This window comes from Tessaracoccus pujii, from assembly GCF_054483895.1.
In genome coordinates, this window is record NZ_CM137012.1 from 2,601,520 (window position 1) to 2,615,039 (window position 13,520).

The 13,520-nt window shown below is 70.3% G+C and carries 13 protein-coding genes and 1 pseudogene; 6 read left to right on the top strand and 8 right to left on the bottom strand.

All coding sequences use genetic code 11. The features are described 5' to 3' along the window. Nucleotides 1–77: 77 nt before the first annotated feature. The 5 genes and pseudogenes from ACX1D0_RS12305 to ACX1D0_RS12325 all read right to left on the bottom strand — a co-directional run bounded on the left by ACX1D0_RS12305 (nucleotide 78) and on the right by ACX1D0_RS12325 (nucleotide 3,999). Nucleotides 78–533, bottom strand: coding sequence for a TOBE domain-containing protein (locus ACX1D0_RS12305; protein ID WP_459020440.1), 456 nt, complete (start codon nucleotides 531–533; stop codon nucleotides 78–80). Nucleotides 534–659: 126 nt separating this feature from the next. Beyond that, nucleotides 660–1,148 (bottom strand): annotated as a pseudogene (locus tag ACX1D0_RS12310) (ABC transporter ATP-binding protein); the annotation flags it as partial. 3 nt (nucleotides 1,149–1,151) lie between these two features. Beyond that, nucleotides 1,152–1,967 carry an ABC transporter permease gene (locus ACX1D0_RS12315; RefSeq protein WP_459018219.1) on the bottom strand — a complete coding sequence of 272 codons (816 nt, stop codon included), beginning with the start codon at nucleotides 1,965–1,967 and terminating at the stop codon, nucleotides 1,152–1,154. Further along, nucleotides 1,964–2,851, bottom strand: a complete 888-nt coding sequence (locus ACX1D0_RS12320; RefSeq protein ID WP_459018220.1) for an ABC transporter permease — start codon at nucleotides 2,849–2,851, stop codon at nucleotides 1,964–1,966. The genes ACX1D0_RS12315 and ACX1D0_RS12320 overlap by 4 nt, the downstream gene beginning before the upstream one ends. Then, nucleotides 2,851–3,999, bottom strand: coding sequence for an ABC transporter substrate-binding protein (locus ACX1D0_RS12325; protein WP_459018221.1), 1,149 nt, complete (start codon nucleotides 3,997–3,999; stop codon nucleotides 2,851–2,853). The genes ACX1D0_RS12320 and ACX1D0_RS12325 overlap by 1 nt, the downstream gene beginning before the upstream one ends. Nucleotides 4,000–4,294: 295 nt before the next feature. Between ACX1D0_RS12325 and ACX1D0_RS12330 the strand changes: the two genes are divergently transcribed. Next, nucleotides 4,295–5,275, top strand: a complete 981-nt coding sequence (locus tag ACX1D0_RS12330) for a ribose-phosphate diphosphokinase (RefSeq protein WP_459018222.1) — start codon at nucleotides 4,295–4,297, stop codon at nucleotides 5,273–5,275. On the opposite strand, the gene ACX1D0_RS12335 is transcribed toward ACX1D0_RS12330, so the two are convergent. The 3 genes from ACX1D0_RS12335 to ACX1D0_RS12345 form a co-directional block, all read right to left on the bottom strand. After that, nucleotides 5,272–6,585 carry an MFS transporter gene (locus ACX1D0_RS12335; RefSeq protein ID WP_459018224.1) on the bottom strand — a complete coding sequence of 438 codons (1,314 nt, stop codon included), beginning with the start codon at nucleotides 6,583–6,585 and terminating at the stop codon, nucleotides 5,272–5,274. The two genes, ACX1D0_RS12330 and ACX1D0_RS12335, sit on opposite strands and share 4 nt — an antisense overlap. An 88-nt stretch (nucleotides 6,586–6,673) precedes the next feature. Beyond that, nucleotides 6,674–7,720, bottom strand: coding sequence for an NAD(P)-dependent alcohol dehydrogenase (locus ACX1D0_RS12340; RefSeq protein ID WP_459018226.1), 1,047 nt, complete (start codon nucleotides 7,718–7,720; stop codon nucleotides 6,674–6,676). A gap of 52 nt (nucleotides 7,721–7,772) precedes the next feature. Further along, on the bottom strand, nucleotides 7,773–8,603 hold the full coding sequence (locus ACX1D0_RS12345) for a hypothetical protein (RefSeq protein WP_459018227.1): 831 nt from the start codon (nucleotides 8,601–8,603) through the stop codon (nucleotides 7,773–7,775). Nucleotides 8,604–8,983: 380 nt separating this feature from the next. Here ACX1D0_RS12345 and ACX1D0_RS12350 point away from each other — a divergent pair, with 380 nt between their 5' ends. Genes ACX1D0_RS12350 through ACX1D0_RS12370 form a run of 5 tightly spaced genes read left to right on the top strand, consistent with a single transcriptional unit; the run spans nucleotide 8,984 to nucleotide 13,509 of the window. Then, on the top strand, nucleotides 8,984–9,529 hold the full coding sequence (locus tag ACX1D0_RS12350; protein ID WP_459018229.1) for an SAF domain-containing protein: 546 nt from the start codon (nucleotides 8,984–8,986) through the stop codon (nucleotides 9,527–9,529). Then, on the top strand, nucleotides 9,529–10,329 hold the full coding sequence (locus ACX1D0_RS12355) for a hypothetical protein (protein WP_459018230.1): 801 nt from the start codon (nucleotides 9,529–9,531) through the stop codon (nucleotides 10,327–10,329). Before ACX1D0_RS12350 ends, ACX1D0_RS12355 begins: the two co-directional genes overlap by 1 nt. Continuing rightward, entirely contained in the window at nucleotides 10,326–11,789 is a 1,464-nt protein-coding gene (locus ACX1D0_RS12360) for a TadA family conjugal transfer-associated ATPase (protein WP_459018231.1), read from the top strand. The genes ACX1D0_RS12355 and ACX1D0_RS12360 overlap by 4 nt, the downstream gene beginning before the upstream one ends. After that, nucleotides 11,780–12,637 (top strand): type II secretion system F family protein, encoded by an 858-nt coding sequence (locus ACX1D0_RS12365; RefSeq protein WP_459018232.1) that lies wholly within the window; start codon nucleotides 11,780–11,782, stop codon nucleotides 12,635–12,637. Before ACX1D0_RS12360 ends, ACX1D0_RS12365 begins: the two co-directional genes overlap by 10 nt. After that, on the top strand, nucleotides 12,634–13,509 hold the full coding sequence (locus tag ACX1D0_RS12370; protein WP_459018234.1) for a type II secretion system F family protein: 876 nt from the start codon (nucleotides 12,634–12,636) through the stop codon (nucleotides 13,507–13,509). The genes ACX1D0_RS12365 and ACX1D0_RS12370 overlap by 4 nt, the downstream gene beginning before the upstream one ends. Nucleotides 13,510–13,520: the final 11 nt, after the last annotated feature.

Consider the following 13,520-nt stretch of genomic DNA (forward strand, 5'->3'; position numbering starts at 1 on the left):
GGTCCCCCCGGGCGCCGTTTCGCGTTGAGTGGGCCGACGGGGCGCGCAGCGCCCTTCGTGTCGGGACCTTCCCGGCTCTACTCGATGACCAACACCGGAGCCTGGTCCACTGTCACCAGCACGCGGTCCCCCTGAGCCAGGGGCTGCGCCGCGCGGGCATGCAGGTATGCCTGCAACTCGGTGTCGTCGTGCAGCGTGACATAGACCCGGGCGTGATCGCCGAGGAAGGACAGCTGCCGGATGGTGGCCTCGAAGCCCTGTGCTCCCGTCGCATCGGCGTGCGCCAGCGGCATGAGGGACAACCGCTCCGGCCGCACGAGTGCCACGCCGCTCCCCTCCGTCACCGAGCCGGGAAGCGTGGGCACCCACTCCCCCAGCACCTTGACGCGGCCGCCCTCGACCTGGCCATGCACCCGATTGGTGGAGCCGATGAACTGCGCCACGAACTCGTTGGCGGGACGCTCGTACAGCTCCCGCGGGTCCGAGAGCTGCTCGAGCCTACCTTCGCGCATGACACCGACCCGGTCCGCCATGGCGAGAGCCTCACCCTGGTCGTGGGTGACGAACAGCGTGGTGGTGCCGAGTTCCAGCTGAATGCGGCGGATCTCGTCACGCAGTTGCACGCGCACTTTCGCGTCGAGCGCGGAGAGGGGCTCGTCGAGCAGCAACACGTCCGGATTCGACGCCAGCGCCCTCGCCAGCGCAACCCGCTGCTGTTGCCCGCCGGACAGCTCCGTCGGCAGGCGCGAGTGGTGGCTGCCCAGGCCGACGAGCTCCAGGTGGTGGTCGATGATCGACTTGCGCCGTGACCTGTCCACCTTGCGCATCGAGAGCGCGAAGTCGATGTTTCCCGCCACGGTGAGGTGTGGGAACAGCGAGTAGCTCTGGAAGACCATGGCCATGTTGCGCTTGTTGGGCGGGACCTGTGTGACGTCGTGGCCGCCCACCACCACAGAGCCGGCGTCTGCCTCCTCCAATCCGGACAGGACGCGCAGAGCGGTGGTCTTCCCGCACCCCGACGGGCCGAGGAGTGCGACGAGCTCCCCGGGCCGGATGTCCAGGTCCAGGTGATCCAGGGCTACGACCGTGCCGAAGGTGCGGGTCAGACCGCGCAGTTCCACGCCGACGGCGGGTGTGCTCTCGCTCATGGTTCAGGACCTATTCTTCGCGCGCTGGGGATGGGTGACGTAACTGAGGCCGACGAGCAGCACGATGCCGAACAACAGCGTCAGGAGGGACACGGCGGCAGCCACCTGCGGGGCCGCCTGGTTGACCAGCATGACGCCGGTCTGGAGGTTCTCGCGCGCCAGCATGCGGGCGATGGTGAACTCGCCGAGCACCACCGCGATGGAGATGAACCCGGCCGACGCGACGGCGCTGCGCAGGTTGGGCAGCAGCACACGGGCGATCACGACTGGCCACGAGGCGCCCATGGAGCGGGCCGCGGCAACCAGGGTGCGCACGTCGATGGCGGAGAGGCCGGAGTCCAGCGCGCGGTACGCGAACGGCAGCACCAGCACCACGTAGGCGAAGCTGAGCCAGATGGCGTGCGTGTCCAGCACCTGGGTCGCGATGAACCGGTAGACCGGCACGAGGCCGACGACCAGCACGATGGCGGGCAGCGTGAGCGGCAGCAGGCAGACGAACTCCACCACCCGGCTCAGCCGCGGCAGCCGCAGCCGCACCCACACCATCGTCGGGAGAAGCAGCACGAACATCATCACCAGCGTCATCGCGGCGATGGCCAGCGAGTTGACCAGCCCCGTGTAGAGCGGCTGCAGGCGGGCGCCGTCACCGCCGCCGAAGAGACGCGCCCAGGCGTCCGCCGAGTACCGGCCGGTGAGCGGGAAGCGGATGGAGAACTCGAGCAGCGCGTACAGCGGGTAGGCCAGGAACAGCCCCACGGCCCCCAGCACGGCAGCCCTCAGCCGCCTCTGCCGCGTCAGCTTCACGGCCGCGCGGCTCATCGGGTCCACCGGGCGGTGCGGCGCTGCAGGGCCGCGTACAGGGCCATCACGACGGCGATGACCACGATCATGCCGGCGGCCAGGGCCTGGGCGTAGGAGTCCATGTCGGTGTTGTTCTCGTTCCGGATGGCGCCCTCGATGGCCATGGGCACGATGATGGTGCGCTGCGAGATGAGCGCGGCCGCCGTCGCATAGGCCGAGAAGGCGTTGGCGAACAACAGCAGGAGGCTGCCGAGGAAGCTCGGCAGCAGGATGGGCCCGGCCACGCGGCTCCAGAACGTCCAGGTGGAGCCCCCCAGGTTCTCGGTGGCGTCGCGCCACTCCTGGCGCAGTCCGTCGACCGCGGGCAGGAACACGATGATCATGAGCGGGATCTGGAAGTAGCTGTACACCACGACGAGGCCGGGCACGGAGGGGAGGAAGTCACCCGGCACGGTGAGTCCGAACGCGTCGGCGATCAGCCGGGTGAAGTTGCCGTTCTTGCCGAGCACCGAGATGAAGGCGAATGCCAGCATGACGCCGCCGAACTGGGCCAGCACGGAGGAGACGGCCGTGTAGACGCGACGCAGCGGCGAGTCCACGGCCACCGTCGACAGGGCGTAGGCCGCGACAGCCCCCACCACGGCGCCGATCAGCGCCGAGGCGAGGCTCAGCCACGCGGTGGTGAGGAAGATCTGGGCGGTGGCGGGCGTGAACAGCTTCGAGACCCCGTCGAGCGAGAACCGCCCCTCGCGGTTCCGGAACGCCCCGACGACCACCAGCACCGTCGGGAGGAACAGGAACACTGCGAGGTATCCGAAGAAGGGCAGGGTCACTGCCGCGTCCCGTGCGGTGCGCGTGAGACGCGCACCCGGCGCCGTCACGCCCGCCACCTGTGCTGTCATCAGCTGATCGTCGCGTCCCAGTTGTCCTGCAGGAACGCGGTGGCGGCCTCGGCCTGCTCGGCGGTGGGCGCGAGCAGCTCGTCGACGACCGGGGCGGCGGCCCTGGCCTCGTCGGAGAACTCGTCTGCGAAGACCGGGCTCAGCACCGGCACGGCGCCGCCCTCGGCCCACAGGTTCTGCGCCTCGGCGGAGAACAGGTACTCCTGCCACAGCCGGGCGGCGGCGGGATTCGGGGCGTCGTTGTTGATGGCCTGCTTGTAGTAGGAGCCCAGCGCGATGCCCTCCGGAAGGAAGGTGGCCCACTCGACGCCCTGCTCGGCGAGGCTGTTGGTGACGGGCACCATGTTGTAGGACCAGTCGAAGACCACGCCGTGCTCACCGGACTCGATCGTGCCGGGGGTGACGTCGGTGAGGTTCAGCGAGCCGGCGTCGTTGAGGGACTTGAAGTAGTCCAGGCCGGGCTGCAGGTCGTCGAAGGAGCCGCCGTTGGCGAGCGCCCCCAGCAGGAAGCCATTGAACGCGGCCCCCGCCTCGGCGGGCTTGCCGTTGAGCGCGACGGAGCCGGCGAACTTCGGGTCGGTCAGCTGATCCAGCGACGTGATCTCGCCGTACTTGGTCTTGTTGTAGCCCACCACCATGACGCCGGTGTAGTCGGAGACCCACAGGCCCTCGGGGTCCTTCTGGTCCTCGGGGATGTCGGCGAAGCGCTCCACCTGGTAGGGGGCGAAGTAGCTGGTGGACTCGAGCGCCACGTTGGTGCCGAGGTCGAACACGTCAGGGGCCTTGTCGGTGCCCTTGTTGGCGTCGGCGGCGGCGATCTCCTCCTTCGACGACGAGTCGGGGGCCTGCTCGTTGACCTGGATTCCGTACTTGGCCTTGAAGCCCTCGATGACGGCGCCGTAGTTGGCCCAGTCGTGCGGGAGGGCGATGACGTTGAGTTGGCCTTCGGCCTTGGCGGCCTCGATCAGGCCCTCCATACCACCGAAGTCGGCGGCGGAGGTGGCGGTCGCGGCGTCCACAGCGGCAACGGCCGACGAGGACTCGGAGCCGGCGGACGAGGTGGTGGCGGAGGTGGTGCCGCCACAGGCGGCCAGCGCCAGGGAGGCTGCGGCCAGGCCCGCCAGGGCGGCCGTACGGATTCCACGCATTGAGGGTCCTTCTCTCAGGGAGACAGTGGCCGGGTGGCCATCACGCAACCTAGGGGGCGCCGGGAAACGGCCGGGGGGCCTCGGGTGAACGCCGCGTGACCCGGGCGTGACAGCAGAACAACGCTCCCGACGACGGCGGCCGCGGCCGGGGCAAGGAACACGCCCGGGCCACGCGTCGCCGTCTCGGCATCGTTGCCAGAGCGACAACGATCAGTGAGCGTGCCTGTGCCGCCAAGACCCCGGTGAACCAGCCGCGATGACCACTAGGCTGTGGCCAACCTGGAAAGGGGAGTCCGTGAAGGGTGTCGTCGTGTTTTCCGGCTCGGCCCATGCCGCATTCGCCGATGAGATCTGCGCCCACCTGGGGCTACGTCGCTCTGGGGTGAAGATCTCCCGATTCAGCAACGACTGCCTGCAGGCGCAACTGCTGGCCAACTGCCGGCAGCGCGACGTCTACATCGTGCAGCCGCTGGTGCCGCCGACGCAGGACCACCTGATGGAACTGCTCCTCATGATCGACGCCGCCCGCGGCGCCTCCGCGGGCCAGATCACCGCCGTGATCCCGCACTACGCCTACGCGCGCTCGGACAAGAAGGACGCCTCACGCATCTCGATCGGCGGCAAGCTGGTCGCGGACATGCTTTCGACGGCAGGCGTGGACCGGGTGCTGACGATGGCGCTGCACGCACCTCAGGTGCACGGCTTCTTCTCGGTGCCCGTGGACCACCTCACCGCCCTCGGGGTCATCGCCGACCATTACCGGGACAGGGACCTGAGCAACACCGTCGTGGTCTCCCCGGATCTGGGCAACGCCAAGCAGGCCACCCTGCTGGCGCGGCTGCTCAACCTGCCGGTCGCCGCGGGTTCCAAGCAGCGCCTGGCAGACGACCGTGTGGTCATCGACGCCATCGTCGGCGACGTGGCCGGCAAGCGCGCCATCGTGCTCGACGACGAGATCGCCACCGGCGGATCCATCGTCGAGATCGTCAACCGGCTGGGAGACTACGGCTGCGGCGACGTGTCCGTGGCCTGTACGCACGGGCTCTTCGCCGGGAAGGCGGTGGAGAAGCTGACCACCGTGTCGCGCATCGTGGAGGTGGTCTCGACCAACACGGTGCCCGCTCCGCAGGACTTCCCGGGCCTCACCGTGCTGAGCGTGGCGGGGCTGTTCGCCGACGCGATCGACCGCATCCACAACGGACGCTCGGTGAGCAAGCTGTTCAATGACGTGGACCCGTCCTACGCCCCGCCGCCGCAGCCCGAGGGGCTCTTCTAGTCCTCCGCGCGCCGCCGGCGGATTCGCTCCGCCACCTCACGCCACGACGGGACGACCGTGCCCTCGCGGGACATCAGGCGCCGCAATCGACGACGGCTGAGGAGGATTCCGCCGATCCCGACTACGAAGAAGGGGATCTGCAGAAGCCACGCGAGCCGCAGGTGTTCCGGGGTGTAGGCGTCGCCCCGCGCGATCCAGTCGAGGAAGACCCCCATGACCAGGATCAGGATGGTTCCGCCCAGGAACCCGCCGGCGATGACGATGCCGTTGGCCGCCCCCAGGCGGGTGACTGGCAGGTTGGTGCGCGGGAAGTCGAAGCCCACGCCGGTGCCGGGCCCCGCCACGGCGAGCGCGAGCACGAGGCAGATGAGCAGCGGGAGCGGCGTGCGGCCGGGCCACAGCAGCACCGCCGCCCAGCACGCGATCACGGCCCACACGAAGATGAGCACCAGCGTGCTGCGCCGCAGCGGGTGGCGGGCGGTCAGCGAGCCGACGACAGGCCCGGCCACCATCGAGGCCACCGACAGCAGCGCGAACAGGCCTCCGGCCTCAGCCTGCGACAGTCCCTGCCCGACGACGAGGTACGGGATGCCCCACATGAACACGAACGCGATGGACGAGAACCCGGAGGTGAAGTGCACCCAGAAGCCGAGCTGGGTGGCGGGGTGCATCGAGACACCCCGGATCCGTGCGGGGATCTCGCGCAACGGGTCCACCACGACGCTGGACGCCTCCCCCGCCGGCGCGTCGCGCACCCAGGCCGCGATGAGGACGGCGGCCAGCACGCTGAAGCCCACCGTGATGAGGAGTCCCGTGCGCCAGCCGGCGACCTGGATCAGAGGCAGGACCGCGCCCACGGCGGCGATCTGGCCGAGTGCGCCGATCATGCCGGTGACCTGGCTCAGCACCGGGATGCGGCGCGGATCGAACCATCGCGGAAGGAGCCGGAGGACCGAGTTGAACATGCAGGCGTCGCCGATACCGAGCAGGATGCGCGCCACATAGGCGATCGACAGGTCCTCGGCGAGGGCGAGCATGCCCTGCCCGAGCGCGACGACCAGGGTGCCCGCGGTGAGTACGACCCGCGAGCCGTACCGGTCCAGCATCAGCCCGACGGGCACCTGGGCGAGGGCGTAGGTGGCCAGCTGCAGGACGACGAACGTGGAGATGATGCCCGGGGTGGTGCCGAAGTGGGCCGCGGCCTCCAGGCCCGCCACGCCGAGGGAACTGCGGTGCATCACCGCCAGCGCGTAGCCGAAGAGGGCGACGCCCCAGACGACCCACGCCGCCCGGCCGTACCCGCTCGTCACCACGTGAGACCTCCCGACAGGGATCTTAGTGACGCGGGACCGACGGCGGCGACCGCGCCCACCGTCGGCTCCCCTCCGGAGGAGGGTGTCAAAGGGTGGAGATGTCGATGACGTATCGGTAGCGCACCTTGGAGGCCACCACGTTGTCGTAGGCCTCGTCGATCTGGTCCGCATTGATCATCTCGATCACCGGGGCCAGGGAGTGGTCCGCGCAGAAGTCCAGCATCTCCTGGGTCTCCCGGATGCCGCCGATGTTGGATCCCGCCAGCACGCGCGCCTGGCCGGTGAGGATCCCCAGGTGGACGGACGTCGCGTGCTCCGGCAGGCCCACGTTGACGAGCACGCCGTGGGCCTTGAGGAGTTTGAGCAGCCCGTCGAGGTCCACACCGTCGGAGACGGTGGTGACGATGAGGTCGAACGTGCCGCGCAGCTCCTTCATGACGCCGCGGTCTGCCGTGGAGACGTAGTCGGTCGCGCCCAGCTTGAGCCCGTCGTCGCGCTTGGCCAGGGTGCGGCCCAGCACGATGGTCTCCGCCCCCAGCGCGGCCGAGATCTGCACGCCCATGTGCCCGAGTCCACCCATGCCGACGATGCCCACGCGCTTGCCGGGGCCGGCACCCCAGCGCTTGAGCGGGGAGTACAGCGTGATGCCCGCACACATCAGCGGGGCGGCGTGCTCCAGGGTCATCGCGTCCGGCACCCGCAGGAGGTAGTCCTGCTCCACGGTGATGCCCTGCGAATAGCCGCCTGCGGTGGGGAGGCCGTCGCGGCCGGTGCCGTTGTAGGTCCAGACGGCGCCGGGCCGGCCGGTGCAGAACTGCTCCTCACCATGCCGGCACATCTCGCACTCCCGGCAGGAATCGACGAAACAGCCGACGCCCACGCGATCTCCGGGCGCGAACCCGGTCACCTCGGAGCCCACGCGGCTCACGACCCCGGCGATCTCGTGCCCCCCGACGAACGGGTAGTGGATGCTGCCCCACTCCCCCCGGGCGGTGTGGATGTCCGAGTGGCAGATGCCCGTGTAGTGGATGTCGAAGAACACCTCGGTGGGGCCGGGATCGCGCCGGGTGATCGTGGTCTTGCGGTACCGGCCGGTGGGCGAGTCGATGGCATAGGCGGCGACGTCTGGCATGGCTTCCTCCAGGGAGCGGACGGGACGCCTGCGATGCTACCCCGGCGCGGACCTACGCGCCGCCGAGGCCTTCCAACCAGGCCGCGGGGGCGGCGCCAGGGGCCGGCTCCTCCGCACCCTCATCGGGCACGGTGCAGCTGGGCTTGACGCCGGGCTCCGGGCCGAATTCCTTGCCGCCGAAGATGTAGGTCTTGGCGTATTCGTAATAGGCGTCGTGGTTGCCCGTGTCATACGGGTTCTCAAGTGCACAGCGGCCCACGTAGTAGCCCACCACATCCGCGAAGGTCTCCGTCACGCTCCGACCCGCGTAGTCGCTGAAGCGTCCCTCCCGGGCGAAGAGCTTGCGGAACACCGTCCAGTACTCGGGTTCCTGGTACCGGGTGGAGTTTCGCACGTGCCCGAGCTCGTGGACGACCAGCCGCACGAGGCGGCCTTCGTCGCCACTGTCCAGGGCGCGCTGGAACTTGGAGAAGTCCAGGGTCACGTAACCAGTCTTCGTGAGGCTCCAGTCACCCCAGGCGTACCCCGAGATGCGGGCGGCGTTGAGCCCCAGCGTGCCGCTGACGTTGGCCTGCAGATCCGCCCGGTAGGGCGTGCACTCCATGGCGTCCAGCGTTTCCCACAGAATCTTGATCGAGGCGCGGCGCTCCTCGGTCCACTGGGAGCCGGAGAGCTTGAAGCCGAAGGTGGTCGCTAGCTGGGCGGCGAGCTCGTCGACGGAGGCGTCCGCCGGGTATGGCCTGGTGGACGCGCACGGTGCTGGGATGCCGGTCACGGGCAACACGGGCGTGGGCGCGATGGGCAGGGCCTGGGCGGTGGAGGCGACGACGGAACCCGCGGCGACGGCCACCGTGGCCATCAGCGCTGCGATCCATCTGCGCACCGGCTCTCCCACCCTTCACTGCATAACGCTCCCAAGAATCTCTCAGGATTCTCAGCGAGTCAAACCGACCGGCGCCGCTGTGGATAAGTCCTTGTCGTGGGCTTCGCCCGACGAGACGATGGCGAGCAGCTGACTGGCCTGGGCGCCGTCGCCGTCCTGCCGACCTGGGGACAACTGTGTGGATGAAGCCGCCACTGGTCGGGTTCTTGTCCACAGGCTCACCATTTGACCGCGGACATGACCCCCTCCTGCTCTTACAGTGACGCCGGAAGGGAGCCCCGATGCACGACCAGAAGCGGCCGAGTAGGCCGGAAAACCCAGCGCCCGCGCCCACCCGGCCCGCAGCAGTTCAGCTGCGCGCGAGGCGCAGCCCCAAGATCATGGCCTCAGGTGCCCTGCTCATCGCTGTGGGCGGTCTGGGCGCCGCCGCGTTGTACTCGATGAACGCCGAGCACCGTGCGGTGGTGGTGATGGCCTCGGACGTGCGCCGCGGTGACGCCATCGCCAGGGAGGACCTTGCCGTCCTGGAGATCCCCGCCAGCCTCACCGTCGACGCGCTGGGCGCGGCGGACCTGCCGGCCCTCGTCGGTCAGCGTTCGCTGACGGATCTGCCGCGGGGTGCCTTCCCGCTGACGCGCCACGTCGGTGAGGACCCGCTGCCGGCCGGCCAGTCCCTCGTCGGGCTACGTCTACCGCTCGGCAAGCTCCCCACCGCGGACATGCCCCCCGGAACGGCGGTGCGGCTCGTCGGGCTGGTCGAGGGCGTCGAGACCTCCGTGGACGCGGTGGTGGGCAGCGCACCGGTCCTCCTCGATGACGGCGCGAGCTACTCACTGGACGTGAGCGTCCAGGACGGTCGCGCAGACGAGGTGGCACGCCTGTCGGCTTCGGACATGGTGGCGCTCGTCGTCGTGGGTGGTGCGTGATGGCGGTGGTCCTGCTGGCGTCGGCGGCCGGGTCTCCGGGGGTGACAACCTCCGCCCTGGCGCTCACCCTGAGCTGGCCCAGGCATGCCCTGCTTGCGGACTGTGACCGCACACCCTCCCAGGCGGTGCAGGCCGGTTATCTGCGTGGGGTGGATCACGGCGGGCGGGGCCTGATGTCGTTGGCCCACCTTCACCGCGAGGGCGCGGCCGTGGCGTCGGAGCTGTGGTTGCACACGGTCGCGCTCACGGAATCGGGAGACCGTGAACGGCGATTCCTGCCGGGATTCACCACGGCGGGCGCCTCCCGGTTGTTCGAGCATGTGTGGGGGACTCTAGGGGAGGCGCTGGCGGCACTGGACGAGCGCGGGATCGACGTCCTGATCGACGCTGGGCGGATCACCACGACGGGACTGCCCTTGGGGCTCCTCAGCGCGGCGGACGTCGTGCTGGTCTGCGTGCGCTCGTCGCTGCGCTCGCTGGCTGGGGCGCGGATCCACCTCACCACCGTCCAGGACCAGCTCCGCACGCTGCCCTCGCCCCCGGTGGCCGCGCTGGCGGTGGTCGGCCCAGGGCGTCCTTACGCCGCGGGTGAGATCTCCGCCCAGTTCGGCCTCCCGTGCTGGCTGGAGCCCGGCTGGGATCCCCGCGCCGCGGAGGTGCTCAGCGACGGCGCCCTCGAGCCCCGCCGCTTCCACGACGGCGCGTTCATGGGACGATTCCGGGCGGAGGCGAAGGCGCTCTCGGAGCGGCTGGCCCGGAGCCGCCAGGCCACGGCCGCAGTCGCGGGGCTCGCACGATGAGCATCGGGCAGCTCCCCCCGCTCGCCGGCGCCCTGGGACGGCTGGGGCTGGCCCCGGCGGCGGACGGTCCCACCGAGGCGGCCGAGCCGTCCACTGGCGCCCGGAGGGGTGCACCGCCACCCTCCCCCGCCATGCCGCTCGCCGCTCAGGACGTGGATTGGCAGGTGGTGGTCGGGCTCCGGCGCGAGGCGGTTGACCTGATCACCCGGGCGTCGGCGGAGTGGCAGGCCGGCAGGGGCCAACCCATGCCGGAGGATGACCGGCGGGTGCGCGGGCGGGCGATCATCCGCAGCGTCGTCCATGCCCGTGCCCAGAGCCTGGGCGAGGCGGGGGAGGCACTGTGGCCGGTGGAGCTCGAGCTGCGCTACGCCGACGCGGTCGAGAACGCCATCTTCGGGTACGGCCGGCTCCAGCCCCTCTTCGAGATCCCGGACGCGGAGAACATCGAGATCCATGGCTGCGACACCGTCACCGTGCAGTACGGCGACGGCCGCAGGGAGGCGCACCCCGCCGTCGCGGACACAGACGACGAGCTGGTGGACGCCATCCGCTTCCTCGGCGAGACGGCCACGCCGCCGCGGCCGTTCGACGACCTTCACCCCACCATGACGCTGGCCCTGGGGAACCGGTTCCGCCTGCACGCCATCGGGTTCGGGCTGTCGTTTCGCCCCAGCGTGGTGATCCGGCAACACCTGCTCACGGATGTGAGCCTCGCGGAATTGGCCGCCGACGGCATGCTGCCCCCGTACGTGGCGCGGCTGCTCGAGTCGGCCGTACTGGCGCGGAAGTCGATCGTCATCTCCGGGGACCAGGGGGCCGGGAAGACCACGCTCCTCCGGGCGCTCATCGCCGCCATCCACCCGTCCGAGCGGTTCGGCACGCTGGAGACGGACTACGAGTTGTTGACCCACCTGTTGGGCCATCGCCGCAACATCCTGGCGCTGCAGGCGCGGGTGGGCATGGGAGAGACGTCCGGTGGAGTGGGCGTCGGGTCCTACACGGTCGCGGACCTGATCCCGGAGGCGCTGCGCCAGAACCTGACGCGGATCGTCGTGGGCGAGGTGCGCGGCTCTGAGGCCGGGGCCATGTTCGAGGCCATGCAGTCCGGCGCGGGCTGCCTCGCCACCACCCATTCGCATTCCGCCTCCTCGACGATCGACCGCCTCGCCGCCCGCGTGGCCCAGGGCCGGGTGCTGAGTGTGGAGGATGCCATGCACCAGATCGCCCACCACCTGGCCTTCATCGTGCACGTCACCCTCCTTGATGAGTCGTGGCGTGGCGGCACGCGGCACCGGTTCGTCTCAGAGGTGCGGCAGCTGACGGGTGCCGTGGAGGCGGGCCGGCCGTCCACGCACCTCGTCTACCGCGCCGCCACGGCCACTCAGCCGGAGTTCTTCCAGCCGGAGGCGGCCATGGCCTCGGAGCTCGCGCCCTTCGAGGGGGCGGTCCCATGGGGGTGATCCTGGCGGCGCTGGCCGGGTCGACGGCGGGGCTCGGCCTCCTCGTGTTCGCGCTCGGCGCGCAGCGCGTCCACCGCTCTTCCACAGCTTTACCCACAGGCCTGTGGATAAAGCTCGGTCGGTGGTGGACGGGGCTCTCCAGCGCCAGGCGCGGGTGGTTCGGCGGGGCTCTGGTGACGGGGCTGGTGGCCGGCGTCGCGAGCGCCTCGGTGATCGGGCTTGTGCTGCTACCCACGGCACTGGTGGCCATCCCCCTGCTCCTCAGCGCGCCACCGAACCGCGAGGTGGAGGTGCTTGCGGGGCTGGACCGTTGGGTGCGCCTCATCTCCACGTCGCTCTCGTCAGGCAAATCCATCCGCGACGCCATCTTCGCCACGCGCAGCCAGGTACCCGCTGTGCTCCGGGAGCCGGTGGCGCATCTCTGCACGCGCCTGGATCAGCGCTGGCACACCCGCGACGCCCTCTTCGCGATGGCCGACGAACTGGGCTCCGCGGATGCGGACGCGGTGGTGGCGGCGCTTGCGATCGCCGCCGCCAAGGGCGGAGCCGGCGCGCGGGTCACGCTCGGCGCCGTCTCCGACAGCATCCAGGCTCGGCTCGCGGCGCTCCGCGAGATCGCCGCGGAGCGCTCGAAGCCGCGCGTGGTCGTCAAGCAGGTCACGCTGATCACCCTCGGGGTGCTCGGCGGTGCGCTGGTGCTCAACCCCCAGTTCTTCATCCCCTACACCACGCCCCTCGGGCAGGTCATCGCGTTCGCCCTGGCCGGCGCGTACCTGGGCTGCCTGGTGATGGTGCGGCGCATGACGGTGCCACCCCTGGCGCCGCGCTTCCTGAGGAGCGCGGCGTGATGACCCTCGCCGTCGCGTGCGGCATGGTGGCGGGGCTGGGTGCCGCGCTGATCCTCCGGGGCGCCATCCGGGCACCCGTCCGGCTGAGCGACGCGATGACGGTGCTGGACCACCGGCAGCACCGCCCTGTCCAGACAGCCTCCGAGTCCGGGGCCGAAGCGTGGGGCGAGAGGGTCCAGCGGAGGCTCCGCCTACCCCTGACCGCCCATCAGCAGCAGTTGCTCCTGATGCAGGGCCGAAGCGTCGGTGACTTCTTCGTGGAGAAGATGGTGTGGACGCTGGCGGGCCTGGCCCTGCCCGCGGTGTGGGCGGCGTCCCATGTGATTCTCGGCAACGCACCGGGCATCGCACCCGTGGGCGTGGCGCTCGGGGGCGCGGTGGTGGGGTATTTCGTCGCGGACCTGAGGCTGCGGGGCGGGGCGGCGCAGGAGCGCCGGGCGGCCACGGACGGCATCCACACCTTCTTCGATCTCGTGGTCCTGGAGCGCCTGGCCAACTCCTCTGCGGCGCAAGCCACGGCCAATGCTGCGGCAGTCGCTGACACGCCCCTGTTCCGCCGGATCACCTCTGGTGTGGAACGAGCGCGGATGGAACAGACGCAGCCGTGGCAGGAGCTCCGGGACATCGCCCGGGAGTGGAACGTTCCGGAGCTGGCGGACTTCGCGGACGTGATGCAGCTCGAGGAACAGGGCGCAGGTCTGGCCGACGTGCTGCAGGCGCGCGTCCGGGAACTGCGCGACGCGCATCTGGGCGCCCAGCGCGCCCGGGCGCAGGAGGCCAGCGAGGCGATGACCCTGTGGATGACCATCCCGGCTCTCCTGCTGGGAGTCGCGCTACTCGTTCCACCGCTGCTGAAGCTGCTGGGGTCGTGATGTCAAGGCCC

What these genes read in the sequence shown, in the direction of transcription:
- ACX1D0_RS12305 (WP_459020440.1), bottom strand. Translation starts at nt 533, where the DNA reads ATGGCGGACCGGGTCGGTGTCATGCGCGAAGGTAGGCTCGAGCAGCTC.
- ACX1D0_RS12315 (WP_459018219.1), bottom strand. Translation starts at nt 1,967, where the DNA reads ATGAGCCGCGCGGCCGTGAAGCTGACGCGGCAGAGGCGGCTGAGGGCT.
- ACX1D0_RS12320 (WP_459018220.1), bottom strand. Translation starts at nt 2,851, where the DNA reads ATGACAGCACAGGTGGCGGGCGTGACGGCGCCGGGTGCGCGTCTCACG.
- ACX1D0_RS12325 (WP_459018221.1), bottom strand. Translation starts at nt 3,999, where the DNA reads ATGCGTGGAATCCGTACGGCCGCCCTGGCGGGCCTGGCCGCAGCCTCC.
- ACX1D0_RS12340 (WP_459018226.1), bottom strand. Translation starts at nt 7,720, where the DNA reads ATGCCAGACGTCGCCGCCTATGCCATCGACTCGCCCACCGGCCGGTAC.
- ACX1D0_RS12350 (WP_459018229.1), top strand. Translation starts at nt 8,984, where the DNA reads ATGGCCTCAGGTGCCCTGCTCATCGCTGTGGGCGGTCTGGGCGCCGCC.
- ACX1D0_RS12355 (WP_459018230.1), top strand. Translation starts at nt 9,529, where the DNA reads ATGGCGGTGGTCCTGCTGGCGTCGGCGGCCGGGTCTCCGGGGGTGACA.
- ACX1D0_RS12360 (WP_459018231.1), top strand. Translation starts at nt 10,326, where the DNA reads ATGAGCATCGGGCAGCTCCCCCCGCTCGCCGGCGCCCTGGGACGGCTG.
- ACX1D0_RS12365 (WP_459018232.1), top strand. Translation starts at nt 11,780, where the DNA reads ATGGGGGTGATCCTGGCGGCGCTGGCCGGGTCGACGGCGGGGCTCGGC.